The sequence below is a fragment of the Phytopseudomonas daroniae genome, from assembly GCF_004327275.1.
Lineage (GTDB): Bacteria > Pseudomonadota > Gammaproteobacteria > Pseudomonadales > Pseudomonadaceae > Aquipseudomonas > Aquipseudomonas daroniae.
Genome location: NZ_QJUJ01000001.1, coordinates 604,802 through 629,357, shown reverse-complemented (window position 1 = coordinate 629,357; position 24,556 = coordinate 604,802). Strand labels below are relative to the sequence as shown.

The 24,556-nt window shown below is 59.3% G+C and carries 26 protein-coding genes and 1 tRNA gene; 21 read left to right on the top strand and 6 right to left on the bottom strand.

Annotation, left to right across the window (positions count from 1 at the left end; translation table 11 throughout):
* The first annotated feature begins 106 nt into the window (after window positions 1–106).
* The 13 genes from nac (at window position 107) to DNK10_RS02975 (ending at window position 9,912) form a co-directional block, all read left to right on the top strand.
* On the top strand, window positions 107–1,033 hold the full coding sequence (nac, locus tag DNK10_RS03030) for a nitrogen assimilation transcriptional regulator NAC (RefSeq protein WP_131190523.1): 927 nt from the start codon (window positions 107–109) through the stop codon (window positions 1,031–1,033).
* A gap of 96 nt (window positions 1,034–1,129) precedes the next feature.
* Entirely contained in the window at window positions 1,130–1,561 is a 432-nt protein-coding gene (locus DNK10_RS03025; RefSeq protein ID WP_131190522.1) for an acetyl-CoA carboxylase biotin carboxyl carrier protein, read from the top strand.
* A 19-nt stretch (window positions 1,562–1,580) separates the two neighbouring features.
* Window positions 1,581–1,706, top strand: a complete 126-nt coding sequence (locus DNK10_RS26290; RefSeq protein ID WP_279635812.1) for a hypothetical protein — start codon at window positions 1,581–1,583, stop codon at window positions 1,704–1,706.
* Window positions 1,699–3,051 (top strand): acetyl-CoA carboxylase biotin carboxylase subunit, encoded by a 1,353-nt coding sequence (gene accC / locus DNK10_RS03020; RefSeq protein WP_131190521.1) that lies wholly within the window; start codon window positions 1,699–1,701, stop codon window positions 3,049–3,051. Before DNK10_RS26290 ends, accC begins: the two co-directional genes overlap by 8 nt.
* Window positions 3,048–3,698 carry a 5-oxoprolinase subunit PxpB gene (gene pxpB, locus DNK10_RS03015; RefSeq protein ID WP_131190520.1) on the top strand — a complete coding sequence of 217 codons (651 nt, stop codon included), beginning with the start codon at window positions 3,048–3,050 and terminating at the stop codon, window positions 3,696–3,698. The genes accC and pxpB overlap by 4 nt, the downstream gene beginning before the upstream one ends.
* Entirely contained in the window at window positions 3,695–4,651 is a 957-nt protein-coding gene (locus DNK10_RS03010) for a 5-oxoprolinase subunit C family protein (RefSeq protein ID WP_131190519.1), read from the top strand. Before pxpB ends, DNK10_RS03010 begins: the two co-directional genes overlap by 4 nt.
* 11 nt (window positions 4,652–4,662) lie before the next feature.
* Window positions 4,663–5,079 (top strand): acetyl-CoA carboxylase biotin carboxyl carrier protein, encoded by a 417-nt coding sequence (locus DNK10_RS03005; RefSeq protein ID WP_131190518.1) that lies wholly within the window; start codon window positions 4,663–4,665, stop codon window positions 5,077–5,079.
* Window positions 5,076–5,849, top strand: coding sequence for a LamB/YcsF family protein (locus DNK10_RS03000; RefSeq protein WP_131190517.1), 774 nt, complete (start codon window positions 5,076–5,078; stop codon window positions 5,847–5,849). The genes DNK10_RS03005 and DNK10_RS03000 overlap by 4 nt, the downstream gene beginning before the upstream one ends.
* A 122-nt stretch (window positions 5,850–5,971) precedes the next feature.
* On the top strand, window positions 5,972–6,718 hold the full coding sequence (locus tag DNK10_RS02995; RefSeq protein ID WP_131190516.1) for an SDR family oxidoreductase: 747 nt from the start codon (window positions 5,972–5,974) through the stop codon (window positions 6,716–6,718).
* Between the two features lie 114 nt (window positions 6,719–6,832).
* On the top strand, window positions 6,833–7,534 hold the full coding sequence (locus DNK10_RS02990; RefSeq protein WP_131179489.1) for an amino acid ABC transporter permease: 702 nt from the start codon (window positions 6,833–6,835) through the stop codon (window positions 7,532–7,534).
* 6 nt (window positions 7,535–7,540) lie between these two features.
* On the top strand, window positions 7,541–8,284 hold the full coding sequence (locus DNK10_RS02985) for an amino acid ABC transporter permease (RefSeq protein WP_131190515.1): 744 nt from the start codon (window positions 7,541–7,543) through the stop codon (window positions 8,282–8,284).
* A gap of 19 nt (window positions 8,285–8,303) precedes the next feature.
* Window positions 8,304–9,032 (top strand): amino acid ABC transporter ATP-binding protein, encoded by a 729-nt coding sequence (locus DNK10_RS02980; protein WP_208738786.1) that lies wholly within the window; start codon window positions 8,304–8,306, stop codon window positions 9,030–9,032.
* Window positions 9,033–9,078: 46 nt separating this feature from the next.
* Window positions 9,079–9,912: an ABC transporter substrate-binding protein gene (locus DNK10_RS02975; protein WP_131190513.1), complete on the top strand. Its 834-nt coding sequence runs from the start codon at window positions 9,079–9,081 to the stop codon at window positions 9,910–9,912.
* Window positions 9,913–10,202: 290 nt separating this feature from the next.
* Here the strand turns inward: DNK10_RS02975 and DNK10_RS02970 are convergent, their stop codons facing one another.
* Entirely contained in the window at window positions 10,203–11,258 is a 1,056-nt protein-coding gene (locus DNK10_RS02970; protein ID WP_131190512.1) for an ABC transporter substrate-binding protein, read from the bottom strand.
* A gap of 324 nt (window positions 11,259–11,582) precedes the next feature.
* Here DNK10_RS02970 and DNK10_RS02965 point away from each other — a divergent pair, with 324 nt between their 5' ends.
* Window positions 11,583–12,521: a LysR family transcriptional regulator gene (locus tag DNK10_RS02965; RefSeq protein ID WP_131190511.1), complete on the top strand. Its 939-nt coding sequence runs from the start codon at window positions 11,583–11,585 to the stop codon at window positions 12,519–12,521.
* A 261-nt stretch (window positions 12,522–12,782) separates the two neighbouring features.
* Here the strand turns inward: DNK10_RS02965 and argE are convergent, their stop codons facing one another.
* From argE to DNK10_RS02940, 5 genes are all read right to left on the bottom strand, one after another.
* Window positions 12,783–13,946 (bottom strand): acetylornithine deacetylase, encoded by a 1,164-nt coding sequence (gene argE, locus DNK10_RS02960; protein ID WP_131190510.1) that lies wholly within the window; start codon window positions 13,944–13,946, stop codon window positions 12,783–12,785.
* Entirely contained in the window at window positions 13,939–14,616 is a 678-nt protein-coding gene (locus tag DNK10_RS02955) for a DUF1028 domain-containing protein (RefSeq protein WP_131190509.1), read from the bottom strand. The genes argE and DNK10_RS02955 overlap by 8 nt, the downstream gene beginning before the upstream one ends.
* A 9-nt stretch (window positions 14,617–14,625) precedes the next feature.
* The gene (locus tag DNK10_RS02950; protein WP_131179481.1) at window positions 14,626–15,051 is read right to left on the bottom strand and encodes a RidA family protein; all 426 of its coding nucleotides are present in this window, start codon (window positions 15,049–15,051) and stop codon (window positions 14,626–14,628) included.
* Window positions 15,051–16,352, bottom strand: a complete 1,302-nt coding sequence (locus DNK10_RS02945; protein ID WP_131190508.1) for a flavin-containing monooxygenase — start codon at window positions 16,350–16,352, stop codon at window positions 15,051–15,053. The genes DNK10_RS02950 and DNK10_RS02945 overlap by 1 nt, the downstream gene beginning before the upstream one ends.
* A 172-nt stretch (window positions 16,353–16,524) precedes the next feature.
* Window positions 16,525–17,046 carry a BRO-N domain-containing protein gene (locus tag DNK10_RS02940; protein WP_131190507.1) on the bottom strand — a complete coding sequence of 174 codons (522 nt, stop codon included), beginning with the start codon at window positions 17,044–17,046 and terminating at the stop codon, window positions 16,525–16,527.
* Between the two features lie 82 nt (window positions 17,047–17,128).
* On the opposite strand from DNK10_RS02940, the gene DNK10_RS02935 reads away from it, so the two are divergent.
* The 7 genes from DNK10_RS02935 (at window position 17,129) to drt3b (ending at window position 24,345) form a co-directional block, all read left to right on the top strand.
* Window positions 17,129–17,413 (top strand): helix-turn-helix domain-containing protein, encoded by a 285-nt coding sequence (locus tag DNK10_RS02935; RefSeq protein ID WP_131190506.1) that lies wholly within the window; start codon window positions 17,129–17,131, stop codon window positions 17,411–17,413.
* A gap of 371 nt (window positions 17,414–17,784) precedes the next feature.
* Window positions 17,785–17,861 (top strand) — tRNA-Ile (locus tag DNK10_RS02930).
* Between the two features lie 250 nt (window positions 17,862–18,111).
* A complete protein-coding gene (locus tag DNK10_RS02925) occupies window positions 18,112–19,236 on the top strand; it encodes a Fic family protein (protein WP_131190505.1) in 1,125 nt (374 codons plus the stop codon).
* Window positions 19,237–19,320: 84 nt separating this feature from the next.
* Complete coding sequence (locus tag DNK10_RS02920; RefSeq protein WP_131190504.1) at window positions 19,321–20,091, top strand: nuclease-related domain-containing protein; 771 nt, start codon at window positions 19,321–19,323, stop codon at window positions 20,089–20,091.
* Between the two features lie 38 nt (window positions 20,092–20,129).
* On the top strand, window positions 20,130–21,053 hold the full coding sequence (locus DNK10_RS02915) for a restriction endonuclease (protein WP_131190503.1): 924 nt from the start codon (window positions 20,130–20,132) through the stop codon (window positions 21,051–21,053).
* A complete protein-coding gene (drt3a, locus tag DNK10_RS02910; RefSeq protein ID WP_131190502.1) occupies window positions 21,053–22,330 on the top strand; it encodes an antiviral reverse transcriptase Drt3a in 1,278 nt (425 codons plus the stop codon). The genes DNK10_RS02915 and drt3a overlap by 1 nt, the downstream gene beginning before the upstream one ends.
* Window positions 22,327–24,345: an antiviral reverse transcriptase Drt3b gene (gene drt3b, locus DNK10_RS02905; RefSeq protein ID WP_131190501.1), complete on the top strand. Its 2,019-nt coding sequence runs from the start codon at window positions 22,327–22,329 to the stop codon at window positions 24,343–24,345. Before drt3a ends, drt3b begins: the two co-directional genes overlap by 4 nt.
* Window positions 24,346–24,556: the final 211 nt, after the last annotated feature.

Genomic DNA, 24,556 nt, shown 5'->3' with positions numbered 1-24,556 from the left:
ATGTGTAGTCATATGAAACGCTTATGTATCCAGGCGCAGCTTTCCATATGCGTTGGCCCGCCTATTGCTCTGCCAGGGAGTATTCATCTGTACAGAGCAGCGCACCGTGAACCTCCGTCGCCTCAAATATTTCGTCAAGATCGTCGACATCGGCAGCCTGACCCAGGCCGCCGATGTATTGCATATCGCCCAGCCTGCGTTGAGCCAGCAACTCAGCACTTTGGAGTCCGAACTGCAGCAGCAACTGCTGATCCGCACCAAGCGCGGGGTGACGCCGACCGAAGCCGGCAAGGTGCTGTACGGCCACGCTCAGGTGATCCTGCGCCAGTGCGAGCAGGCGCAGAGCGACGTGAATGCCAGTGGCCTCGCGCTGTCCGGGCCGGTGTCGGTGGGGCTGGCGCCGGGCACCGCGGCGTCGACCCTGTCGTTGCCGTTGCTCAAACGGGTGCGCGAGAAGCATCCGGGTATCCTGCTGTACCTCAACGAGAATTTCGGCACCACCCTCAGCGAGTTGATCATGAACGGCCGCATGGACATGGCGGTGCTCTACGGTGGGCGCGAGGTGCATGGCCTGAGCTTTATCCAGCTGATGCGCGAGCCGCTCTACCTGGTCAGCGCCGAACCGGCATTGCAGGGGCGCGAACGGATTGCCCTGAGTGAAGTGGCCAGCTACCAGTTGCTGTTGCCACGCACCTACAACGTCATGCGTCGCCTGGTCGATGAGGCCTTTCTGCGTATCGAGATGAGCGCTCAGGTGGTCGCGGAAATCGAGTCGTCCACCACCCTGGCCGCCGCCGTGGCCGATCATTTCGGCTCGACGATTCTCCCGGAGTCGGCTGCCCGGGTGCTGGCGGATGCCCATGGCCTGCACCTGAGTCGCGTCGTCGAACCGGATATCGAGGCGCCGCTGGCGCTGTGCCTGTCCGGCCACTTGCCGCTTTCGGTACCGGCGCAGGCGGTCAAGGCGATTCTGCTGGAACTGGTCGCCGAGATGCGCACGAGCCGCCCGCCAGCAGAGGGCGAGGGGTCATAAGGAGGCCTTATTACCCCACAGCCAAACCGTCTTGGCCGCTCCGAGATGGCCTCGATACATTGCCCTCAGCCAATTTTTCATCGGCAGGGGCCGTAGATGAAACCCGAACGCATAAAAGCATTGATCGACCTGATGGCCGAATCCGACCTGAGCGAGCTGAGCCTGAGCGAGGAGGGCGCGCAGCTGCGTCTGCTGCGTGAGCACGGCCAGGTTGTGTGCACCTCAGTCGCTGCGCCGGCAGCGGTTTCTCAGCCTGCCACGCCCGAGTCGCAGGCGGTAAGCGAGAAGGTCAGCGGTTACCAGGCCAAGGCCCCGCTGCACGGCATCGTGCACTTCACCCCGGCGCCGGATCAGCCGCCGTTCATCGAAGTCGGCTCTCAGGTTAGCGCCGGGCAGACCCTGGCGGTGCTCGAGGCGATGAAGATGTTTCACCCGCTCAAGGCCCAGGCCGATGGTGTGGTCGAGGCGATTCTGGTGGCGGGTGGTAGCGAGGTCGAAGCGGGCCAGGTGCTGGTGCGCATCGCGTGAGCAAGGGCGGAGAATTCTGATGTTCGACAAAGTTCTGATCGCCAACCGTGGTGACCAGCCGCAACGCGGCGCAGCGGCGCAGCCAAAGTGCCCGGCGGGCGCAGCCCGTGTGGGCGATCTCGCCACGGAGAAGCACGATGTTTGACAAGGTATTGATCGCCAACCGTGGGGAGATCGCCCTGCGTATCCAGCGCGCCTGCAGGGGCCTGGGGCTGAAGACCGTTGCGGTCTATTCCGAGGCCGATCGCGATGCCCGTTATGTGCAGCTGGCCGATGACGCGCTGTGCATCGGCCCGGCTGCGCCCGGGCAGAGCTACCTGAAGCAGATGGCCCTGCTGGACGCGGCGCGTGTGACGGGGGCTCAGGCCATTCATCCGGGCTATGGCTTTCTCTCCGAGAACGCGACCTTCGCCGAGCGTATCGAGAATGCCGGGATGACCTTTATCGGCCCCAGCGCCGAATGCATTCGCAGCATGGGCGACAAGGTCGCGGCCAAGCGCGCCATGCGCCTGGCCGGGGTGCCCTGCGTGCCGGGCCCGGACTCCAGCCTGCCGGCCGAGCCATCGGCGATTCTGGCGATTGCCGAGGCAATCGGCTACCCGGTGATCGTCAAGGCCGCCGGCGGCGGTGGCGGTCGCGGCATGCGTGTGGTGCAGGAGGCCGCGCAGTTGCTCGATGCCGTCGCGGTAACGGGCGAGGAAGCACGGCGGGCGTTCGGCAACCCCGAGCTGTATATCGAGAAGTTCCTCGGCAAACCGCGCCATGTGGAAATCCAGGTGCTCTGCGATGCCTACGGCAACGCCCTGTGGCTGGGTTCGCGGGACTGCTCGATGCAGCGCCGCCACCAGAAGGTACTCGAGGAGGCGCCAGCCCCCGGCATCGACCCGGCGTTGATCGCCCAGGTCGGCGAACGCTGCGCCGAGGCCTGCCGGCAGATCGGCTATCGCGGGGTCGGCACCTTCGAGTTCCTGTTCGAGAACGACGCTTTCTACTTCATCGAGATGAACACGCGGCTGCAGGTCGAGCACCCGGTGACGGAAGTGACCACCGGTATCGACATCGTCCAGCAGCAGATTCGCATGGCCCTGGGCGAGCGTCTGAGTCTGACCCAGGCGGACATTCGCACGCTCGGCCATTCGCTGGAATGCCGCATCAACGCCGAAGATCCGCAGACCTTCATGCCCACGCCGGGCCTGGTCAGCGAGTGGCTATTGCCCGGTGGCATTGGTGTGCGCGTCGACTCCCACGTCAGCCAGGGTTATCGGGTGCCGCCGTACTACGACTCGATGATCGCCAAGGTCATCACCCAGGGCGCGACCCGCGACGAAGCGCTGGCGCGCATGCGCCTGGCCCTCAGCGAGATGGCCATCGGCGGCATCTCCAGCAACCTCGCGCTGCACCGCGAGATCCTCCAGGATCCGGCGTTCTGCGCCGGCGCGGTGGACATTCACCATCTCGAACGCTGGCTGCAGCAGAGGGCTTCGTCATGACCGCGCATATCAGTCTGCTGGGCAGCACGGCCCTGCTGTTCGAAGCGCCCGGTGACTTGCAACTGGTCACCCAGCAGCGCATCTGGGCCCTGGCCCGGCTGGCGCAGCAGTGGCCGGCGGTACATGAGGCGGTGCCGGGGATGAACAACCTGATGCTGACCTTCAAGACGCCGCCGCGCGATATCGCCGGGCTGAGCACGCAACTGCTCGAAGGCTGGGAGCAGTGTCAGCCGTTGCCGATCGAGGGACGCATCGTCGAGCTGCCGGTGGTCTACGGCGGCGAAGACGGCCCGCACATGGCCGATGTCATCGCCCATACCGGCCTGGATATCGAGACCATCGCCAACCTGCATTGCGAACCGCTGTACCCGGTCTACGCCCTGGGCAGCCATCCGGGCTACTGCTACCTCGGCGGCATGGATCCGCGCCTGGCCACGCCACGGCGCCAGGTGCCGGTGCTCAGCATCGGCGCCGGCGCGGTGTCCATCGGCGGCGTGCAGACCGGTATTTCCGCATCGGCCGGCCCCAGCGGCTGGAACACCATCGGCCGTACCTCGATGGTGTTCTTCGATGCCCAACGAAACCCGCCGGCGATTCTGCAGCCGGGCGATCGACTGCGTCTGCGTATCGAGAGGATCATCCGATGATCGAGATCATCAGCGCCACGGCGCTGGCCACCGTGCAGGATCTTGGCCGCCACGGCAGCCTGGGTTACGGCGTCGGCACCTCCGGGGCGATGGACGCGCTGTCCCTGCAGCTCGGCAACCTGCTGCTGGGCAACGACCTCGATGCGGCGGCCATCGAGATTCCGTTGTTCCCCTTCGAGGCACGCTTCGTCGAGGACTGCACCTTCGCCGTCAGCGGCGCCGCCTGCGCTGTGCGCCTCGATGGCCAGCGCCTGCCGCCCAACTGGGTAGCTCAAGGGCGCAAGGGTCAGGTATTGACGCTGACGTATCCGACCTCGGGCAGCCGTGCCTACCTGTGCCTGGCGGGCGGCGTCGACGTTCCCGAGGTGTTGGGGTCGCGCAGTACCCAGTTGCGCGGCGAGTTCGGCGGCTGGCAGGGCCGCGCCCTGGAGCGCGGCGACCGCATTTCCGCAGCGCGTCCCGGTCTCGACCAGCCCGCCGACTTCGGGGTCGAGTCGGTGTTCGCCGCACTGCCGCTGACGCTGGAGGGGCGCCCGGCGATACGGGTGCTGCCGGCGGCGGAGTTCGAGTGTTTCAACTCCCAGGCGCGGGATGCGTTCTTCGCCGGCGAGTGGAAGATCACCCCGCAGAGCAATCGCTATGGCTATCGCCTGGAAGGCACGCCGCTGTTGCCGGAGCGGCCGCTGGAAATCCGCTCCCACGGCATCGTGCCGGGCGTGATCCAGGTGCCCCACGGCGGCCAGCCGATCGTGCAGATGCGCGATGCGCAACCCAGTGGCGGCTATCCGAAGTTCGCCACGGTGATCGAGGCGGATATCTGGCGGCTGGGCCAGGCCGCCATCGGCAGCAAGGTGCGCTTCGTCGCCTGCAGTTATGACCAGGCCCTGGATGCGCTCGAGGCCAACCAGGCATTTATCGAACGCACCCGCCAGCAGCTGGCGCTGCGCAGTTGAGGAAACTCCTGATGAAGATTGACGAGATTCGCCAGTTGGCGATTTGGCTTGGCGAGGCCGGGTTGACCGCCATCGAATTGAAGAGGGGCGACGAGAGCGTACTGCTGCGGCGTACGGCGCGAATCAATCCGAGCGCTTCGCTACCGGCTAGCGTAACGCCTGCGCGCGGCAGCGAACGTCTCGCGTGTACGGTGAAGGCCAGCGGCCCTGGTGTGTTCTTCTCCACCCATCCGGACGAGGCGGCGCCCTACGTGCAAGGCGGCGATGTGCTCAGCCAGGGTCAACTGGTTGGCGTACTGCGGGTCGGCAGCGTGTTCCTGCCGGTGCGCGCCGCGGTGGCAGGGCGGGTACGCCAGGTATCGGTGGCAGATGGCCAAACCGTCGGCTATGGCCAGACATTGATCGAACTCGAGGAGCTGGCATCGTGAAGATCGACCTGAACGCCGACCTGGGCGAGGGCTTCGGCCCCTGGAAAATGGGTGAGGACGAAGCGCTGATGGCGCTGATTTCCTCGGCCAACGTGGCCTGTGGTTTCCATGCCGGCGACCCGCTGATCATGGATGCCACGGTGCGCAGGGCCAAGGCTCAGAGCATCGATCTTGGCGCCCATGTCGGCTTTCCCGACCTGCAGGGCTTCGGTCGGCGGCGGATGAACATCGAGATCAGAGAGTTGTGCTGCATGGTGGTCTACCAGCTCGGCGCGCTCAGCGGCATCGCCAGGGCAGCCGGCCACCAGGTCAGCCATATGAGCTTCCACGGTGCCCTGGGCAATATGGCCGCGGCCGATGCCGAGCTGGCCGGGCCGCTGATACGGGCGGTGGCCAGCTTCGATCCGAACATCATCATCAGCTCGTCGACCAGTCAGGCCATCGAGCGTGCGGCGGACAAATGCGGCCTGCGCGTCGCCACCACCTTCCTGGCCGACCGTGCCTACGACGACGATTGCCTGCTGGTGCCGCGCGGTACGCCGGGGGCAGTGATCGATGATCACCAGCAGGTGATGGCACGCATTGCCCAACTGCTCGACGACGGCTCGGTGACCACCATCACCGGCAAGCGCGTGGCGGTGAATGCCTGCTCGATCCTGCTGCACGGCGACACGCCGGGAGCGGTCAGTTTCGCGCGCAGCATCCGCGCCAGCATCGAGCGCCAGGGCGGGCTGATCACCCCGATTACACAGCTGCTGGCTGGGTCATAAGCGCAGCTTATTGCCACACAATCATTGCGTCTTGGTCGACCCGAACAGCAGTGGTTACAGTCCAGTGAAAGGCAATCGCCCCCTCATGGCCGGCGATCGCAGAGGAATCAGAGGAACACGTCATGCCATTTTCCGACTACCAAACCGCGCTGGTTACCGGCGCTTCCTCCGGGATCGGCGCTGCCGTCGTCGAGCGCCTGTGTGCCGAGGGCCTGCAGGTTCATGCCCTGGCCCGCAGCGCCGACAAGCTGGCCGAGTTGGCCGAGCGCACCGGCTGCATCGCTCACGCCATCGACGTCACCGACCTGGCCGGGCTGACCGAGTTGTTCCGCACCAATGTCTTCGATGTAGTGATCAACAATGCCGGGGTCGACCGTCCCGGCTCGCTGCTCAAGGCCGACGCCGAAGGCATCGACCTGCTGGTCGACGTCAACCTGCGCGCGGTGTTGCAGATCGCCCGCCTGGCCTTGCCGGGCATGGTCGAGCGCGACCGTGGGCACATCGTCAATATCAGCTCCATCGCCGCCGCCTACAACTTTGGTGGCAACGCGACTTATCACGCGACCAAGGCCGCAGTGAGCATGCTCTCCAAACAGCTGCGCGTGGATGCCTTCGGCAAGCGCGTACGGGTCACCGAAATCTGCCCGGGGCGTGTCGCCACCGACATCTTCGCCCACGTGCACGGCGACTCCGAAGAAGTGCGCAAGCGCTTCCTGGAAGGCTTCGAATTGCCTGAGGCGAAGGACATCGCCGCTGCCATCGCCTTCGCCATCGCCGCCCCCGTCGCGGTGAACATCGGCCATATGGAAATCACCCCGACCCTGCAAGTACCCGGCGGACTTTCCACCGCGCGCCCCGGCGAAATTTGAGGCTGAAACACCGTCAGGCTCCCCAATAGAACGGCTCAAGCCGTCGTGCATCACCTGCGCCAGCCCACCTGGCGCCTTGCTCCTGCCCCAAGCTGAAGTCACTGGAACCTGACCATGACGACTGATTTCGATCTTTCCGCGATCCTGCAGGGCGAGTACGCCGAGCTGATCCTGAAGGGCATCGGCATGACACTGCAGCTGGCCTTCTTCGCCTGGTGTCTGGCCATGGCGCTGGCCCTGGTGCTGGTGTCGATCCGCCTGACCGGCAACCGCTATGCCGAAGGCGCGGTCGCCGCCTACGTGTCCTATCACCGTAACGTACCGACCCTGGTGCAGTTGATGCTCTGGTACTTCGGCATCCCGACCCTGCTGTCGGAATCCACGCAGATCTGGCTGGCCAATTACAGTACCGAATTCATCTTCTCGCTGATCGCCCTGGGCCTGTGCCAGGCCGCCTATTTCAGCGAAGACATCCGTGGCGGCCTGCGCGCCATTCCCACGGGGCAGACCGAGGCCGCGCGGGCCATGGGCCTGGGCTATATCCGCTCGATGCGCTATGTGATCCTGCCGCAAGGCATCCGTAACAGCCTGCCATCGCTGATCAACCACACGGTGCTGTTGTTCAAGAACACCAGCCTGGTCATGGCCATTGGCGTAGTGGAACTGACCTACGCCACGCGGGAAGTAGAGAACTACACCTTCCGTACTTTCGAGGCCTACCTGGTCGCCACCCTGGTGTACCTGGGTTTCTCCCTGGCACTCATGGGGCTCGGCGCCTTGCTGGCTCGTCATTTCAACAAAGCGATGGCGAGGTAAGCGGCGATGTTCGATATTTTCACGATCCTGCGTGATAACTGGACGCTGTTCCTGGTCGGCCAGTATCCCCATGGCGCCCTGGGCGGCCTCGCCACCACGCTGATTCTCGCTGCGCTGGCATTGATCCTGGCTTTTCCGCTGGGGGTGCTGATGGCCCTGGCGCGGGTATCTCCGTGGCGCTGGCTGCGCTACCCGGCCACGGTCTGGGTCTACGTGATGCGCGGTATCCCACTGCTGATGGTGATCTTCTGGACCTACTTCCTGGTGCCTCTGATCATCGGTCACAACATCACCGGTTTCACCACCATGCTCTGCACCCTGGTTCTGTACCAGAGCGCCTATCTGTGCGAGATCGTGCGTGGTGGCATCCAGGCGTTGCCGCCGGGGCAGTACGAGGCCTCGCGGGCTCTGGGCCTGGGTTATATGCGCACCACGGCATGGGTAATCCTGCCGCAGGCGCTGTACAACTCGCTGCCGAGCCTGATCAGCCAGTTCATCTCGATCATCAAGGAGACGTCCCTGGGCTACGTGATCAACGTCCAGGAAGTCACCTTCGCCGCCAACCAGGTCAATAACCAGCTGCTGACCAAACCCTTCCAGGTGTTCTTCATCCTGGCGATCACTTACTACGTGCTGTGCTACGGCCTGACCCGAGTGGCCAACGCAGTCGAGCGCCGTATCGCCCGCAAGCGTCTGGGCACCACGGTGCTCGTGGCGAACAAGAGCCCCGTACTGACTACCGATAATTGAGGGCGCGCCCATGCATCCGATGATCATGTTTTCCCAGGTCAACAAGTGGTACGGCGAGTACCAGGCGCTGACCAATATCAGTGCCGACGTGAAGCGCGGCGAAGTGGTGGTGCTGTGCGGGCCTTCAGGCTCCGGCAAGTCGACCCTGATCCGTACGGTCAATCGCCTGGAGAACATCCAGCAAGGCCAGATCCTGTTCGACGGCCACGACGTCAATGGTACCGATGCCAACGTCAACCGCCTGCGCAGCCGGGTAGGGTTCGTGTTCCAGAGCTTCAACCTGTTCCCGCACCTGTCGGTACTGGACAACATCATTCTTACCCCGACCAAAGTACGGGGCCTCAAGGCCTCCGAAGCCAAGACGCGGGCCATGCAGTTGCTCGACCGCGTAGGTCTCTCGCACAAGGCCGGTGCTTACCCGGCCCAGCTCTCGGGCGGTCAGCAGCAGCGTGTGGCGATTGCCCGTGCCCTGGCAATGGAGCCACCGGTGATGCTGTTCGACGAGCCCACCAGCGCCCTTGACCCGGAAATGGTCGGCGAGGTGCTCAGCGTCATGAAGGGCCTGGCGAAGGAGGGGATGACCATGATGTGCGTGACCCACGAGATGAACTTCGCCCGGGAAGTGGCCGACACCATCTGGTTCATGGACGCCGGCCAGATCCTGGAAAAGTCCAAACCCGAGGCGTTTTTCCAACAGCCTGAACACCCGCGTGCTCAGCGCTTCATTTCCGACCTGCGTAGCCACTGAGGCCGCAAGTCACCACCGATTCAATCACGAGTCCAGGAGTAATCCCATGAGCTTGAAGCGTTTGTTGGCTGTGTTCGCGCTGTCCCCGCTGGCGATTTCGCTGGCCCAGGCCGATCAGCTGAGTGATGTGCTGAGCAAGAAGAGTCTGAGCTGCGGCGTCTACGCCGACGTGCCGCCGTTCTCGGCGCCGGATCCGAAAACCCGCGAACTGGTGGGCATGGACGTGGATCTGTGCAAGGCACTGGCCAAGCACCTGGACGTGGAACTGGAACTCAAGCCACTGTCCGTCGAGGCACGTATTCCGGAAGTGAAGATGGGCCGCGTCGATGTGATTTTCGCCAATCTGGCCTACACCAAGAGCCGCGCCGACCAGATCCAGTTCAGCGACCCGTACTACATCGCCAAGGAAACCCTGGTGGTGCGCGCCGCCAATGCCGATCAGCCCAAGGACTTCTTCAAGGGCAAACGCATCAGCTCGACCAAGGGCTCCACCTCCGAGCAATCCATTCGACTGGCTGATGCCACGCCCGTGACTTTCCAGGACACCGGTTCGGCCTACATGGCCCTGCAGCAGAACAAGGTGATCGGCCTGGTGACTAACACCATGACCGCCATCAAGCTGGTCGGGCAGGCCAAGCAAAGCGGCATCGAGCTGGCCATCGCCAAGGAGCCCATGGCCCTGGAACCCGTCGGCGCAGGTATGCGCAAGGGCGAACCGGCCTTCCTCGCCAAGGTCAACGAGACCCTCTACGCGATGGAGGAGGCAGGTGAAATCGACGCCATCTGGGAGCGCTGGATCGGCCCGAACACCGAGTACAAGATGGTACGTGAAGACAAGGTACAGAGCCTGAGCGAGCTCAAGTTCGAACCGCTGCCTTAGGATCTGTGGCGCGTTTCGTCAGACTCGCATGAAGCAAAGCATGCAAACTCTCGACGGCCTTTCGGGCCGTCGGGCGTTTTGTCATCAGGTCAGGGCTTGCCTCCGTTGGGAGTCCTGCGACGCTTGAAGTGGATCATGCCGCTTGGCTTCTTCACTCACCACTTATGAATGACGCGCGAGTACCGCTCGAAGAAGATGAAGGATGACGGCTTTCTCGATGGTTGAGCGAGTGCCGTAAACGAAGACGCGGGCCTTGGCCCGCGTCTTCGTATCTGCTGCCAATCAATTGATCAGCGCGCAGCCCAGGCGTTGAAGCGCTCTTCGAGCTCTTCGCCGTGGTCGATCCAGAACTCGGCGTTCACCAGTTGTGCGCCGGCCATGTTGGCCTCGGCGGTCGGCAGTTGCGCCTGAACCTCTGCCGGCAGCTCGGCCAGGGCCTGCTTGTGTACCGGACCATAAGGGATCTGGCTGGAGAACACCTTCTGGGTATCCGCCTGGCTGGCGAACTTGATGAACTGCTCGGCCACGGCCTTGTTCGGGCTGCCGCTCACGATGGCCCAGTGATCCGGGTCGTACAGGCTGCCGTTCCAGACGATAGCCAGGTTGGCACCTTCCTTCTGCGCAACACCGACACGGCCGTTGTAGGCCGCGGACATGGCGACGTCTCCGGCCAGCAGCCACTGCGGTGGCTGGGCACCGGCTTCCCACCACTGGATGGACGGTTTGATCTCGTCGAGTTTCTTGAAGGCGCGGTTGACGCCTTCAGGCGTGGCCAGCACCTTGTACAGCTCTTCGCGGCTCACGCCATCGGCCAGCAGGGCGGCTTCCAGGGTGTATTTGGCGCCTTTGCGCAGGCCGCGTTTGCCGGGGAATTGCTTGAGATCCCAGAAGTCCTGCCAGGATTTCGGGGCGGTTTTCAGCTTGTCGCCGTTATAGGCCAGCACCATCGACCAGACGTAGCTGGCCACGCCGCATTCGCTGACCGTGCCGGGAATGAAGTTGGCGGTGTCGCCGAGAATGGCCGGGTCGAGGCGCTCGAACAGGCCCTCCTCGCAGCCGCGCTGCAATTCCGGGCTTTCCACTTCGACCACGTCCCAGGTGACCTGGCCGACATCGACCATGGCTTTCACCCTGGACAATTCGCCGTTGTATTCGCCGGCGATCACCTTGGCGGCACCGCTCTGCTCGAAGGGTTTGAAGTAGGCGGCGGTCTGCGCGACCTTGGTGGCGCCGCCGAAGGAAATCACCGTCAGGCTGGAAGAATCGGCCAGGGCCGAGGTGCTGGCGCCGGCCAGAATGGACAGGCCGATGGCGGCCCGGATGCATGGACGCAAGTGCTTGAACATGGAAACTCCCTCGCTGTTTTTTACGTTGTAGTCAGGTCTGAGGCAGTAATGGCCGAATCGGCGAACCTGCGCGTCGTACCACGCGTCAGGGGGATGGTTCTTGTTATGGGCGTCCGCTCGGTTGGTGAGCGTGAACGGCAATCCGTTCAGGTCGTCGTCGCGACCCGTGCGTTGTTCGAGTGAGGGACATGGTGCGTCAGTCTGGCGAGGAGGAAAATTAGTAAAAATATGCTCGAGACATACGAAAAAACTTTGCAAGCGGTTGCCCCGTAGCAAGGCATTACTGGAGTAAGGTGCAGACAGTAATGGTGGTGAGATCGACACGTGGCTACCTACACCCTCAGGCAACTCAAGTACTTCGTCACCACCGTGGAAGCAGGCAGCGTGGCCGAGGCCTCGCGGCAGCTGTACATCGCCCAGCCGTCCATCTCCACGGCGATCAAGGGCCTGGAAGAAAGCTTCGGCGTGCAGCTGTTCATTCGCCACCACGCCCAGGGCGTATCGCTGACACCCAGCGGTGCGCGCTTCTACGAGAAGGCCCAACAACTGCTGCGCATGGCGCGGGAGTTCGAGCAGAACGCGCTGGCCGACAACGACATCGTCGCCGGACAGATCGACATCGGTTGTTTCGAAACGGTGGCACCGCTCTATCTGCCGCAGCTGATCGCCGGCTTTCGCGAGCGCTATCCGGGTGTAGACATCCGCATTCGCGATGGCGAGCAGCAGGAGCTGGTGCAAGGCCTGACCGCCGGCTCCTTCGACCTGGCCTTTCTCTACGAACACGACCTCGATGGCACCATCGCCACCGAGCCGTTGATGCCACCGCAGAAGCCCTACGTGCTGTTGCCCGAACACCATCGTTTCGCCGGCCAGGCCCAGGTGTCGCTGCGTGACCTGTGCCTGGAACCGATGATCCTGCTCGACGTGCAGCCCAGTCGTACCTATTTCGTCAGCCTGTTCCACGAGCTGGGGCTGACGCCCAACATCGTGTTCAGCTCGCCATCGATCGAGATGGTGCGCGGCATGGTTGGCCAGGGCTTCGGCTTCTCGCTACTGGTCACCCGCCCCCATTCGGAATGCACCTACGACGGCAAGCGTGTGGTGACCGTGGACATCAGCGAACCCGTTGCCACTTCCGGGCTGGTGGCGGCACGCCTCAAACGTGGCCAGCTCACCAAACCGGCGCAATTGTTCGTGGACTTCTGCCGGGAGCGGTTGGGGGAATTGAGTGAGCAGGCGGTCGCAGGGGGCCGGCAATCGTAATTGGTGGGCCGGATCCCACCCTACGTCCGTGCGCCACGTAGGGTGGATGACGCTCTTTTCATCCACCACCACGTAGCCGGATTTCACAATGGCTCGCGTAGGTAACCTGCCAATCTCAGCAGCCCGTAGGATGGGTGCAACCCATCAGATTTAGATGGGTTTCACCTACGCTACCCGACCGATAACGCGACTTGTCGTAGGGTCACCCTACGATTCGTGGGCCGGACGGCGAGTCGCTTTAGCCCACCGAACAACCGAATCTCAAACCGGCTCGCAGAGGTAATCCGCCAGTCTCGAGAGCATCGCATCACACCCCTGCAACTGTTCCACGCTGACGAACTCGTCGGGCTTGTGACCCTGATCCATGCTGCCGGGGCCGCAGACCACGGTGGGGATGCCGGCTCCGTCGAACAGCCCGCCTTCGGTGCCAAAGGCCACGGTGCCGAAATCGCTCGACCCGCAGATCCTCGCCAGCAAACGTGCAGCCTCGCTGTCGAGCGGCGTGGCGAGACCGGGGTAGGCGCTCAGCGGTTGCAGGCGAATGTCGCTATCGGCACTCACCGCCTGCATCTTCGGCAGCAACTGCTGGGCGGCGTAGCGCTGCAATTCATCCGCCACACTCTGCGCATCGAAACCCGGCAACGCGCGCACCTCGAAATCGAACTCGCATTCCGCGGGCACGATGTTCAGTGCGCGGCCACCCTTGATCAGGCCGGTCTGCACGGTGGAGAAGGGCGGGTCGAAGCGCGCGTCGTGATGCTCGGGCTGCGCCAGCCGCGTGCCGATATCTCCCAGGTGGCCGATCAGGCGCGCCGCGTATTCGATGGCATTCACGCCATGGGGCGCATACGCCGAATGGCAGGCTGCGCCGTGCACTTCACAACGCATCGCCAGCTTGCCCTTGTGGCCGAGCACCGGCTTCAGTTCGGTGGGTTCGCCAATCAGGCAGAGAGTCGGTTTGTGCGGGCGCTTTTCCAGTTCGGCGAGCATGGAGCGCACGCCGAGGCAGCCGACTTCCTCATCGTAGGAAAACGCCAGGTGCACCGGCACCTGCAGAGGGCGTTGTACGAGGCTCGGCACCGCCGCCAGCACGCAGGCTATGAAGCCTTTCATGTCCGCCGTGCCTCGGCCGTACAGGCGCCCGTTCTGCTCCGTCAGCAGGAACGGGTCGACCGTCCAGGCCTGGCCGTCCACCGGCACCACGTCGGTGTGGCCGGACAGCACCACGCCGCCACGATCCCGCGGGCCGATGGTGGCGAACAGATTGGCCTTGGTGCCTTCGGCGTTGTGGAACAGCTCGCTGTCGACGCCGAACCTCGCCAGGTAATCGCGGATGAATTCGATCAGCTGCAGATTGGAATCACGGCTGACCGTGGCAAAGCCGATCAGCCGCTCGAGCAGGGCGCGGCTGCTGGGCTCATTCATCACCCGGCACTCCGTAGCTCGGCGCGGCCGTCGGGTCGAGGGCGCGGGTCAGGTAATCCTGCATCTGCGGCCGGTAGGCCTGCCACAGCCCATCCAGTTGGCCGATGGGGTCGTTGTCCGCCCAGTCGACCCGCAGGTCGATGATCGGCCAGATCAGGTCGCCCACCACCTTGAGCGCGGCCGAATGCACCGGGCCGGCTTCGCCGCCGGCGGCCATCGCCGCATGCATGGCGGCAAGGAGGCGGTCGGCCAGTTGCCCGCTGGCATTTTCGAATGCCTCGACCATGGTCTGGATCACCGCTTCGCCCGACAGCAGATTACCCGCTGCCACGCACTGCTCACCGGCTACCGCGTTGTACAGACCCAGCGCCTCTTTGCCGCTGAACAGCGCGGTGCGGCCGTGGCTGTCGATCACCGTAACCTGGCGATACTGGCTCCAGCCATTGGCGCTCAGGGCGCGCTGCAATGCTTCGCCCGGTTCCAGCGTCTGCTGCTCCAGCAGGTCGAGAATCTGCGGGCCGAGGGCGGGCAGGGTGACGTTCTGCGTAGCCACCGCGCCGACGCCGGCACGCAGCCAGGGGCAGCGTGCACCGACCGCGATGCTCGACGAGCTGATGGCGATGCCCAACTGGCCGGTTTCCGGGCAACGCCCGACGATGGAAAAGGTCATGCCTGCCTCCTATTTGGCTTGCCAATCGTCCGGGATCACGGCGATCACGTCGATCTCCATCAGCCACTGCGGCTGGCCGAGCGCGGACACCACCAGGCCGGTGGAGATGGGGAACACCCCCTTCAGCCATTTGCCGACTTCCTTGTACACCGGCTCGCGGTAGCGCGGGTCGGTCAGGTAGGTGGTGGTCTTGACGATGTGCGAGAGGTCGCTGCCGGCTTCTTCCAGCAACTGCTTGAGGTTCTTCATCGCCTGTTCGGTCTGCGCCTGCGGATCGCCGAGGCCGACCAGGTTACCCTCGAAGTCGGTGCCGACCTGGCCGCGCACGTACACCGTGTTGCCGGCGCGCACGGCCTGGCAGAGGTCATTGTCCAGGGACTGGTTGGGGTAGGTGTCCTTGGTGTTGAACATGCGAATACGGGTATGAGTGGGCATCACTTGACTCCCTGCAGACGGGTGATGGGGGCATCTGCCTGGCGCTGCTCGGCATCGCGATAGGCGGTGTATTTGCGTTGGGTGGCGATGTGATCGGCGACATGCTTGGCGTCGTGCCACACGCCCCAGATGAACGACGAACCACGGCGCGACAGCCACGGCAGGCCGAGGAAATAGATGCCCGGCTCGCGGGATACGCCGCGCTGGTGCTGCGGCTTGCCGTTGGCATCGAAGGTATCGGCCTCCAGCCAGCTGAAGTCGGTGGCGAAACCGGTGGCCCAGATGATCGAGGTCACGCCAGCCCCGATCAGATCCAGCTCACGCAGTGGCTCGGTCATGCAGGCCGGGTCGGCGGGTATGTGGCGCGCCTGCGGTTCTTCCGGCAGGTCGAGACCGTTGCGGGTGATATAGGCGTCCGCTGCATCGAGCAGTGCCAGGTAATTCTCGTCGCCACGGCGGATGTTGTCGGCCAGGTCGTCGGCGAAGCGCACCACACCGTTTTCGAAGGATTGGGTCAGGCCGACCAGCGTCATACCCTCATGGGCCAGATGGCGGAAGTCGATGGTCTTGCCGCCATTGGCGCCGCTGACGGCGATGGTCACGTGCTCGCGACCGGGCTTGGCGATCTCCGCGTCCCATTCGCCGAGCACACCCAGCCACCAGCAGAAATCGCGGTTGCGGTAGGCGCGTGGCGGGCGGTCATGAGCGCCGACCGACAGGTACACCTGGCGGCCGGCCTGCATCAGCTCATCGGCGATCTGCGTGCCCGAGGAGCCAGCACCCACCACCAGCACCGCGCCGGCCGGCAACTGCTGTGGGTTGCGGTATGCAGCGGAATGGATCTGCGTCAGGCGCTCGTCCTTCGGCGCGATGGCCGGAATCACCGGGCGCTGGAATGGCCCAGTGGCAGCGACCACGCGGTTGGCCTCGATCACGCCTTCCGAGGTTTCGATGGTGAAGCCGGGGCGATTGGCGTTGCGGCGTACCTTCTTGACCTCCACGCCGGTGCGAATCGGCGCGTTGAAGGTGCGTGCATAGGCTTCGAAGTAGGCGGCTACCTGCTCCTTGGCGGGAAAGGCGTCGTCGTCGATGTCGAATTCCAGGCCGGGAAAGCGGTCGTGCCAGGCCGGCCCGTTGGCCACCAGCGAATCCCAGCGCATGGTGCGCCAGCGCTCGGCGATGCGGTCGCGCTCCAGCACCAGGTGCGGCACGCCCAGCTTGCTCAGGTGCTCGCTCATCGCTACCCCGGCCTGGCCTGCGCCAACCACCAGGGTGTCTATTTCGATCTTTTCGACAGTCATTTCTATGTCCCTCTGAAGGAGGCCGGGCGCTTTGCGCAAGCCGCTCGTGCGTTGAGGGCATTGTGTTCAGAGGCGGGGAATAGCGAAATTAGCGTTTTTGTAGTCGTTGACCAGCAAAAAGCTGGGTACCGAAGCAGCAGCCAGGGGAATGGCTCTTGCCGCCCACCATCGTTTATCGCCCCGCCTGCAACCGGCCCCGCCACCAGCGCGCGAACCACGAGCCGATCGGGGAGGGTGCAGCATGTGGCTGCCCATGGAAGCGCGGCAGTTCATCCAGGGCAACCCATAGCTCACCCTGCCACTCCAGCAGATTGACCTGCCCGTTGCCCCAGGCCATCAGGCAGCGTGACGGCCCGTGCCCCTCGGCAACCTCGCTGTCGCGCAGCGCGGGCAGGGCCACATGGCTGAGCCAGCGACGCAGGTGGCGGTTCTCCGGGTGCGAGAAGCGGCACAGCGCCCGGTACATCCCCGACTCACTGAGTACCTCCACGGCCTCCAGCTGCCCGCTGGCGAGCTGAAAATGCACCAGGCGCAACTGGTCGGCATCCATCAGCCGGCAGACCCGCTCCGGGCGGCGATGGCCGATCAGGCGGGCGAACTCATGGGCACATACCCACGGCTGCCGATCGATCATCACCCCGCGCAGCGGTTGGCGATGGCGCATCAATACGAGAGGAGTAAAGGCTTTATCCATAAGACCTCCTGAGCACAACTGAATATCTGTAAATCAGATATCTGAAGGTTAGATATACCGTGTCTGTCCTGTCAACGGACGGATGACGCCTGTGGAAAAGTCGGTTTATCGGAACGAAAATCTAATTTTTTTGAAACTGCTGAAACAGTGCCGAACCGAGTCAGGGCTGACCCAGGAGGCATTCGCCAAAGCACTCGAGCGCCCACAGTCGTTCGTCAGCGACGTAGAACGCGGCCTGCGCCGGCTCGATCTGATACAACTGCGGGACATCTGCCAGGTGTTGGGTGTCAGCCTGAGCACTTTCGTGCAGCGGTTCGAGGACGCGTTGGCTGCTGGGGGGGAGGCGCATGATGAGGCAGCTGATTGAGCGAAGGGCCGCGCATCATCGCGAAGGTTGTAAAGGCGTCTTCCATAAAGCCTCCTGAGGCTGGTGTGGCAGGCCGCCAGGTAGTCGCACGATATAGCCTGTTTCAGGCAAATCTCACGGACTCAGAGGATGTAATTCATGGGCTTGCTCGTCAGTGAGCCGAATAATGAATCTAATCGGCTCAAGCGAACCTTCTAGCTGCGGCTAGAAACATCGCACTTCTTCAAGGATGTGGGTCGCGCTCCTGCAACCGAGTCGGTATTTCTTCTTGGGATGGGGGCACCGAGCAGTGTCCTTGCGGTGCTGCCGGACAGTCTGCGCATGAGATTGGCGCTCGGCCAGGTGCATCGGTATAATCCGCCGGCCTCTGAGGGCCTATAGCTCAGTTGGTTAGAGCAGAGGACTCATAATCCTTTGGTCCACGGTTCGAGTCCGTGTGGGCCCACCATCTTCAAAGCCGCGCATTGCGCGGCTTTTTCATGTCTGGTCGAAAAACAGCTGCGCGAAAAGCTTTCCAGAGGAAATAGGCTGACCCTCGCTATCGGTCGCATGCGCGGCTTGTAGTTTTGAGAGCTGTTCATCACCAGATGCAGCAGAGCTGGCTACGATGATTAGACACTAAGCCGAATAGTCGGCATTATCGACTCATTATATGAGCCGAATAGATTGGCTAATCGGCTCATGCTTGAGCAAGCACGATGACCAACCCCAATTGGATTTGGCAGCAGCCCAACTGGCCGCACTTCACCTGGCAAGCTGAACAGCTCGCTCCGCTGCTGCGTGCTTGCGTCCATGCCCAGGGGCGCCTGCTGGGCATGCTTGGAGCCGTAGGAAGTGACACAGAGGTGCAGAGCAGCCTGGATGCCATGCTGCAGAACATCGTCACGTCGTCCGCCATCGAAGGCGAACAACTGAACGTAGGATCAGTGCGCTCCTCACTGGCCAGGCGCCTGGGCTTGAATGAGGATGGCCGCACGACACCGCGCTCGGAAGGGCTGGCAGAGCTGTTGATCGATGCCACTCGCGAATGCCAGTCACCGCTGGATCTGTCACGCCTGCTCAACTGGCATCGCTGGTTGTTCCCGGTTGATGAGAGTCTATCGGCTCGCCCTTTGCGCATCGGTGAGCTGCGCGGTGTGGAACCGATGCAGGTCGTTTCTGGCCGGCTTGATCGACCAACCGTCCACTTCGAAGCACCGCCACGGGATGGACTGGATCAGCAACTGACGGACTTCCTCGCCTGGTTCGGAAGCAGCCGCAATGATGCGGGCCTCGATCCATTGCTACGCGCAGGCATCGCCCATTTCTGGTTCGTCACCCTACACCCGTTCGATGATGGCAACGGCCGTCTGACACGGGCCATTACCGATATGGCCTTGGCACAAAGCGAGCCGCAGGCTATCCGCTTCTATGCCATGTCGGCGAGCATCCTGGACGACCGCGCCGGCTATTACCGCACCCTCGAAGCCAGCCAAAAAGGCAGCCTGGATATCACCACCTGGCTGCAATGGTTCCTGAGCACGGTGCTAAAGAGCCTGGAGCAGGCCTTGGCGCGTATCGACAGAGTGCTGGCCAAAGCACGGTTCTGGCAGGCGCATCGCGGCCAGGCTTTGTCTACCGAACAGGTCAAGGTGCTTAATCGACTGCTCGACGGTGGTGAGCGCGGCTTTGAGGAGGGGATCAGCGCAGCTCAGTATCAAGTGGTCGCCAAGGTTTCAAAGGCCACCGCAACGCGCCATCTGAGTGATCTTTTCGATAAGGGATGCATTGTTCGCTTGCCTGGCGGTGGTCGTAGCACTCGCTATCAGGTCGTCAGAGCCTGACACAGCGAGCCCGTAATATTGTCGTGCCATTACGCTGAATTTCGGTACTATCCGGCCAACGCAGGATTTCCGAAAGGTCGAGAAATGGACTTCACCCCTGTCATCGCCCAGGTCTGGGGCATGCTGGTCTGGTTTATCCCAGCCGTCTTTCTGATTGCGCTGCTCAAGTCGCCGTGGGCCAAGGGCCATATCGGCGAGCTACTTGTGCGCTTCTTCGCTCACCGGCAGTTGGATGAGCACACCTACCGTCGTTTGCATAACGTCACCCTGAATACGCCCGACGGCACCACGCAGATCGACCACGTCTTTCTGTCGGTCTACGGCATCTTTGTGCTGGAAACGAAGAACATGAGCGGCTGGATCTTCGGCAGCGAAAAGCAGGCGCAATGGACGCAGAAACTCTACAAGCGCACGTTCAAATTCCAGAACCCGCTGCGCCAGAACTACAAACACCTCAAAGCCCTGGAAGCCACCCTTGGCGTTAACCCCGAGCACCTGCACTCGGTTATCACCTTTGTTGGCGGCAGCACCTTTAAAACCGAAGTGCCTGCTAACGTGACTCAGGGCATTGGTTTTATCCGCTATATCAAGTCATTCCAGCATCCGGTATTCAGCGAGGCTGAGGTCGACGCCATGCTGCACGCACTGCAATCCGGCCGCCGTGCGTCCACGCTTGCCACTCAGCGCGAGCACGTGCAAAACCTCAAGCGCCGTAGCGACCCTAATGCAGAGCGGCAATGCCCAAAATGCGGCAGCGCGCTGGTTATTCGCACGCGTAAAACAGGGACGAATGTCGGCCAACAATTCTGGGGCTGCTCTACCTTTCCCAAATGCAAAACCATACAGAGCCTTTAGCACGCGGTCCTAACATCAATCCTGCGCCTGGAGTCGCAATGTCCGTTCCAACCTACGACCAGTTCATTGAACCGATTCTGCGCTACCTGGCCGCCAAACCCGAAGGGGCCGTAGCGCGTGACGCCCATGAGGCTGCTGCGGATGCGCTGAACCTTTCAGAGAGTCAGCGGCAAGAGCTGATTGCCAGCGGACAGGCTACCTATAAAAATCGTGCAGGTTGGGCCCATGACCGCCTCAAGCGCGCCGGACTGTCTAGCAGCGCTAAGCGTGGACACTGGAAGCTGACTGAAGCAGGTATCACCTATGCCGCCCAGCACACTCCCCCCCTGGCTGCGGATAAGGTCGAGCAACTCGCCGTCGGCTTTATGGACGTGAAGCTCAAAAGCCCAACCGATGCCATCCCACTCGACGGGCAAGAACAGCCTGCGCTAGAGCCAAGCTCAGCGACTGTCAGCCCTGACGACCGCTTGGAACAGGCTCTGCGTGAGCTACGCGAGGCAACGGCAGCAGACCTGCTTGATAGCCTTCTACAAGTCAGCCCAAATCGATTTGAAGTAATTGTGTTGGATGTGCTGCACAGCCTTGGTTATGGCGCTAGCCGAAACGACCTGCAACGTGTTGGCGGTAGCGGCGATGGCGGTATCGACGGGATTATTTCACTCGACAAGCTCGGCTTGGAAAAGGTCTACGTTCAGGCCAAGCGCTGGCAAGGCACGGTAGGGCGGCCTGAACTGCAAGCTTTCTATGGCGCTCTCGCCGGGCAGAAAGCTAAGCGGGGCGTGTTTATTACCACATCAGGTTTTACTGCACAGGCGATAGATTTTTCCCGTTCAGTAGAAGGCTTGGTACTGGTAGATGGCAATCGGTTGGTCAACCTGATGATGGATCACGAGGTTGGCGTCGCATCGCGGTTGATCAAGTTACCAAAATTAGATAGCGATTATTTTGATGGAGAAGCATAGTGGCAAATCAAGCCTTTAGTACTTCATCTTTAGCACGCTGTTTATTTAAAGCTGACTTTTATGACGACCCACGCATTTCAGATGACGACTATAGGAAAAGCGTTATTTCTTATGCTTTGCAAATAGCTCAGAATCCAACCGAAACCCCCCCGGCAATTAAACAAATTAAAATCAGCAACAAGACGGGATACACTGCCGGCAATCTTGCCAGCAAAATGGTGCTTCGGCGCTGCAATAAAAACATCAATAAAGCATACAATATAACCCCTAAAAATAGACAATCAATTTCCAGAGAGCTACCAGCATATTTAAGGGACGGCACAAAATATAAAGTATATCGATTAGATATAAAATCCTTCTTTGAAAACATACCTGCAAACATATTGCTAAATATAATTGATAGCAGCGAAAAACTATCATGCCAAACAAAATTTATAATCCGATCCCACATTGAAGACTTCAAGAAACGCTACGGTAGCGGGATTCCAAGAGGCGTTGAGACCAGCCCGTCACTTTCAGAGCTATTGCTATCCGAGTATGATAAGAAAGTCACCTCACACGACGAAGTATTTTATTATTCACGCTTTGTTGATGACATATTGATCATTACATCCTCAAACGAGAACGAGGATGAGTTTTATAAATGGCTATGCGATCTTCTACCCCTCCCCCTTGAATACAATTCCACTAAAACTCAAATTTACCCGGTGCCACGCCGCAAAAAGGCAGGCACTGCCAACCCGAACGGTAAGTTAGTACTCAGCTTTGATTTTCTAGGGTACTCATACAAGGTATATGACACACCACTACCTTTGAAAGACGGTGTAGAAAATAGCAAGACCGCAACCTCTATATATAGAAAAGTCTGCATAGATATTGAAGAGAAAAAGATCCGAAAAATCAAAGAAAAAATATGCAAGGCCATATATAGCTTTTCAAAAAACAAAGATTTCGAACTGCTCTTTGATCGCGTGAGTTTCCTAACAAGTAATAGGGAACTTAAAAACAAAAGCGGGGGCAGAAAAGTGCCCACTGGAATTTATTATAACTACGCCTCAATTGATACGCAGGCAGGTGGTTTGAATAATCTCGATAAATTCTTGATGAGCACGCTCACAGGGAAATTCGGCAGGCTCCAGAAGACTTATTCATCGCATATCACGAGCGAGCACAAATCAAAATTATTAAAACTAAGCTTTAGTCAAGGATTCGAAAAGAGAGCACATAGAAAATTTAGCCCTAACCGGCTAAAAGAAATAACAAGGATTTGGTTGTGAAAAATAAAAAATACACAAAAATTGATAAGAAAGATCATTTTAGAGCCATTCTCACAGATACCGCCCCCTCGGACACTCCGATAATATTTTCCAATGACGGACTTTATATTAACCACCACAAGTCAAGACTGGCCGGGCCAACTAATTTTAATATAATAAAATCATTATACGAGAGAATTGTAAGCCCCATCGAGAGCACAAAGCTGAACATTGACGACGCAGCAAGTGCCCAAAACAAACAGTCCTACCCTCTCAAATACAAAATAATAAAAAATGAAACCAGCCTGAGAACATTATCTCTGATACACCCCAGATCACAGAAAAATTATTGCTCGTTTTATAGTGAATATGGAAGTGCGATTATATCTCTATGCTCTCAAAGTCCGCTGACCATAAGGGCACCTGCCAAAATAGGCGGCTCTTTCTATTCCAGCGACGCCGATCCCCATAACAAATATAAAGAAATCAACATTGACACGATCGAAACCGAGCTAAACAGGAAACACGCATCTTCTTATTTCGCGTACAAAGGCTTCAACAGGCTTTACAAGCTCTACAACTCACCCAGATATTTCAATATGGAGCAAAAATACGCTTCAATGTGGACGCTAGATATAGCAAACTGCTTTCAAAGCATTTATACGCATACTATATCCTGGGCAATTAAAAACAAAGAATTCATAAAGCAAAATATTGCCAATACGAATCAATTCTGCCAAAAATTCGACACCCTAATACAAAGAAGCAATAACAATGAAACCAACGGTATACCTATCGGATCAGAAATAAGCAGAATTTTTGCTGAAATAATTCTCCAAGATGCTGACGTGAAGATAATTGGTGAGCTTGGGAAGCACAGACTAAAACATGGAATAGACTACGACATACTAAGGTATGTAGATGATTACATTGTTTTCTCCCACAGCAATGAAAACTCCGAGCTTATCGCAGACACAATCTCTGACATACTCAGTAGTTATAATCTAAACATCAATGACTCAAAAAAAATAACATATAAACGACCATTTCTCACAGAAAAATCCAAAGCAATAATCGGGGCAAAGTCTCTAATAGACGACCTCGAGAAAACACTCTTCACCAAAACAACTTACAAAGGAAGGCGCCAACTAAAGCCGAAAGATATATATAATCCTGGGAAATTATGTCAGAGCTTTATCAATAAAGTTAAGTTTATAATAGCCGATAGCAATAAGGGTTACTCAGAAGTATCCTCATACATTATATCCATCTTATGCAAGCGCGCACTTGAACTGCTTTCCAGCCACACCCCAAACACAGAGCAAACACACGAGGAAGAGTTGATACTACGAGAGGCTATATTGATAATATTCCGCCTAGCCTTCTTTTTTTACAGCGTAAACCCCTCAGTACCTTCATCTAACAAAATTGCAAAAACCTTAATAACAACAGACCAATTCATAAAAACAAAAAAAGCGCACCACCTCGAATTCTTCCGAACTGAGATAATGAGCCATGTTAACAAGCTAAAATTTCACAGGCAGAAAAACGACGATAGGAATGGTTTTATATCGCTAGAGCGGCTAAATATAATACTTGCCACTAGTGAGTTTGGTAGTAACTATCTTCTGCAGCCAAATATTTTTTCATACTTAGAAAAAGAAGAAGCAAACATTACGTACTTCGATATAGTTTCACTAACTTATTATTTTAAGAGTCATCCAATATATGACACCGCAAAAAAAACTTTAATAAAAATAGCGATTGACAGACTGAATAAAAACTTCAACCTTCAGCAAGAGTCGGAGCAAGCCCACATTTTCTTGGACCTAATATGCTGCCCTTACATAACCGCCGACTTAAGAATAGAGCTAATAAAAAAGTACCTCGCCGCCTACGAGCCCGATGAGGCTTTCACCGACGACGCCGTTTCTGCTTTTGCAATTGAGCTTTTGAGTAATTTCTGGTTTGTAAAATGGAAGAATCTAGACCTAATTAAACTTTTAGAGCGAAAAGAGTTGAAAGCCGTCTATTAAAGTGTTAATAATTGCCTGTTGGTTAGAGGTCAAGATTGCTATGGCGCGGAACGATAGATTCTTATCCTACAACGCATTTCGCTCTTGTTTTCATTCAGACCCGCAAAGTCTAAATAAAGCCTTGAGTTGAGAGGTACCGTTCGTAAGAACGTGCTTCACACACCTGATGCTGAGACCTCTAATCTACATTTTATTCACGCGCTACTCCACC

Bases quoted from the DNA above. Each gene is read 5' to 3' on its own strand.
- DNK10_RS03025 (WP_131190522.1), top strand. From the start codon at position 1,130: ATGAAACCCGAACGCATAAAAGCATTGATCGACCTGATGGCCGAATCC.
- DNK10_RS02950 (WP_131179481.1), bottom strand. From the start codon at position 15,051: ATGCCCACTCATACCCGTATTCGCATGTTCAACACCAAGGACACCTAC.
- pxpB (WP_131190520.1), top strand. From the start codon at position 3,048: ATGACCGCGCATATCAGTCTGCTGGGCAGCACGGCCCTGCTGTTCGAA.
- argE (WP_131190510.1), bottom strand. From the start codon at position 13,946: ATGAATGAGCCCAGCAGCCGCGCCCTGCTCGAGCGGCTGATCGGCTTT.
- accC (WP_131190521.1), top strand. From the start codon at position 1,699: ATGTTTGACAAGGTATTGATCGCCAACCGTGGGGAGATCGCCCTGCGT.
- DNK10_RS02935 (WP_131190506.1), top strand. From the start codon at position 17,129: ATGACGCCTGTGGAAAAGTCGGTTTATCGGAACGAAAATCTAATTTTT.
- DNK10_RS02945 (WP_131190508.1), bottom strand. From the start codon at position 16,352: ATGACTGTCGAAAAGATCGAAATAGACACCCTGGTGGTTGGCGCAGGC.
- DNK10_RS02920 (WP_131190504.1), top strand. From the start codon at position 19,321: ATGGACTTCACCCCTGTCATCGCCCAGGTCTGGGGCATGCTGGTCTGG.
- DNK10_RS02980 (WP_208738786.1), top strand. From the start codon at position 8,304: ATGATCATGTTTTCCCAGGTCAACAAGTGGTACGGCGAGTACCAGGCG.
- DNK10_RS02995 (WP_131190516.1), top strand. From the start codon at position 5,972: ATGCCATTTTCCGACTACCAAACCGCGCTGGTTACCGGCGCTTCCTCC.
- DNK10_RS02985 (WP_131190515.1), top strand. From the start codon at position 7,541: ATGTTCGATATTTTCACGATCCTGCGTGATAACTGGACGCTGTTCCTG.
- DNK10_RS26290 (WP_279635812.1), top strand. From the start codon at position 1,581: ATGTTCGACAAAGTTCTGATCGCCAACCGTGGTGACCAGCCGCAACGC.
- DNK10_RS02975 (WP_131190513.1), top strand. From the start codon at position 9,079: ATGAGCTTGAAGCGTTTGTTGGCTGTGTTCGCGCTGTCCCCGCTGGCG.
- DNK10_RS02915 (WP_131190503.1), top strand. From the start codon at position 20,130: ATGTCCGTTCCAACCTACGACCAGTTCATTGAACCGATTCTGCGCTAC.
- DNK10_RS03005 (WP_131190518.1), top strand. From the start codon at position 4,663: ATGAAGATTGACGAGATTCGCCAGTTGGCGATTTGGCTTGGCGAGGCC.
- DNK10_RS03010 (WP_131190519.1), top strand. From the start codon at position 3,695: ATGATCGAGATCATCAGCGCCACGGCGCTGGCCACCGTGCAGGATCTT.
- DNK10_RS02955 (WP_131190509.1), bottom strand. From the start codon at position 14,616: ATGACCTTTTCCATCGTCGGGCGTTGCCCGGAAACCGGCCAGTTGGGC.
- DNK10_RS02970 (WP_131190512.1), bottom strand. From the start codon at position 11,258: ATGTTCAAGCACTTGCGTCCATGCATCCGGGCCGCCATCGGCCTGTCC.
- DNK10_RS02925 (WP_131190505.1), top strand. From the start codon at position 18,112: ATGACCAACCCCAATTGGATTTGGCAGCAGCCCAACTGGCCGCACTTC.
- DNK10_RS02990 (WP_131179489.1), top strand. From the start codon at position 6,833: ATGACGACTGATTTCGATCTTTCCGCGATCCTGCAGGGCGAGTACGCC.
- DNK10_RS02940 (WP_131190507.1), bottom strand. From the start codon at position 17,046: ATGGATAAAGCCTTTACTCCTCTCGTATTGATGCGCCATCGCCAACCG.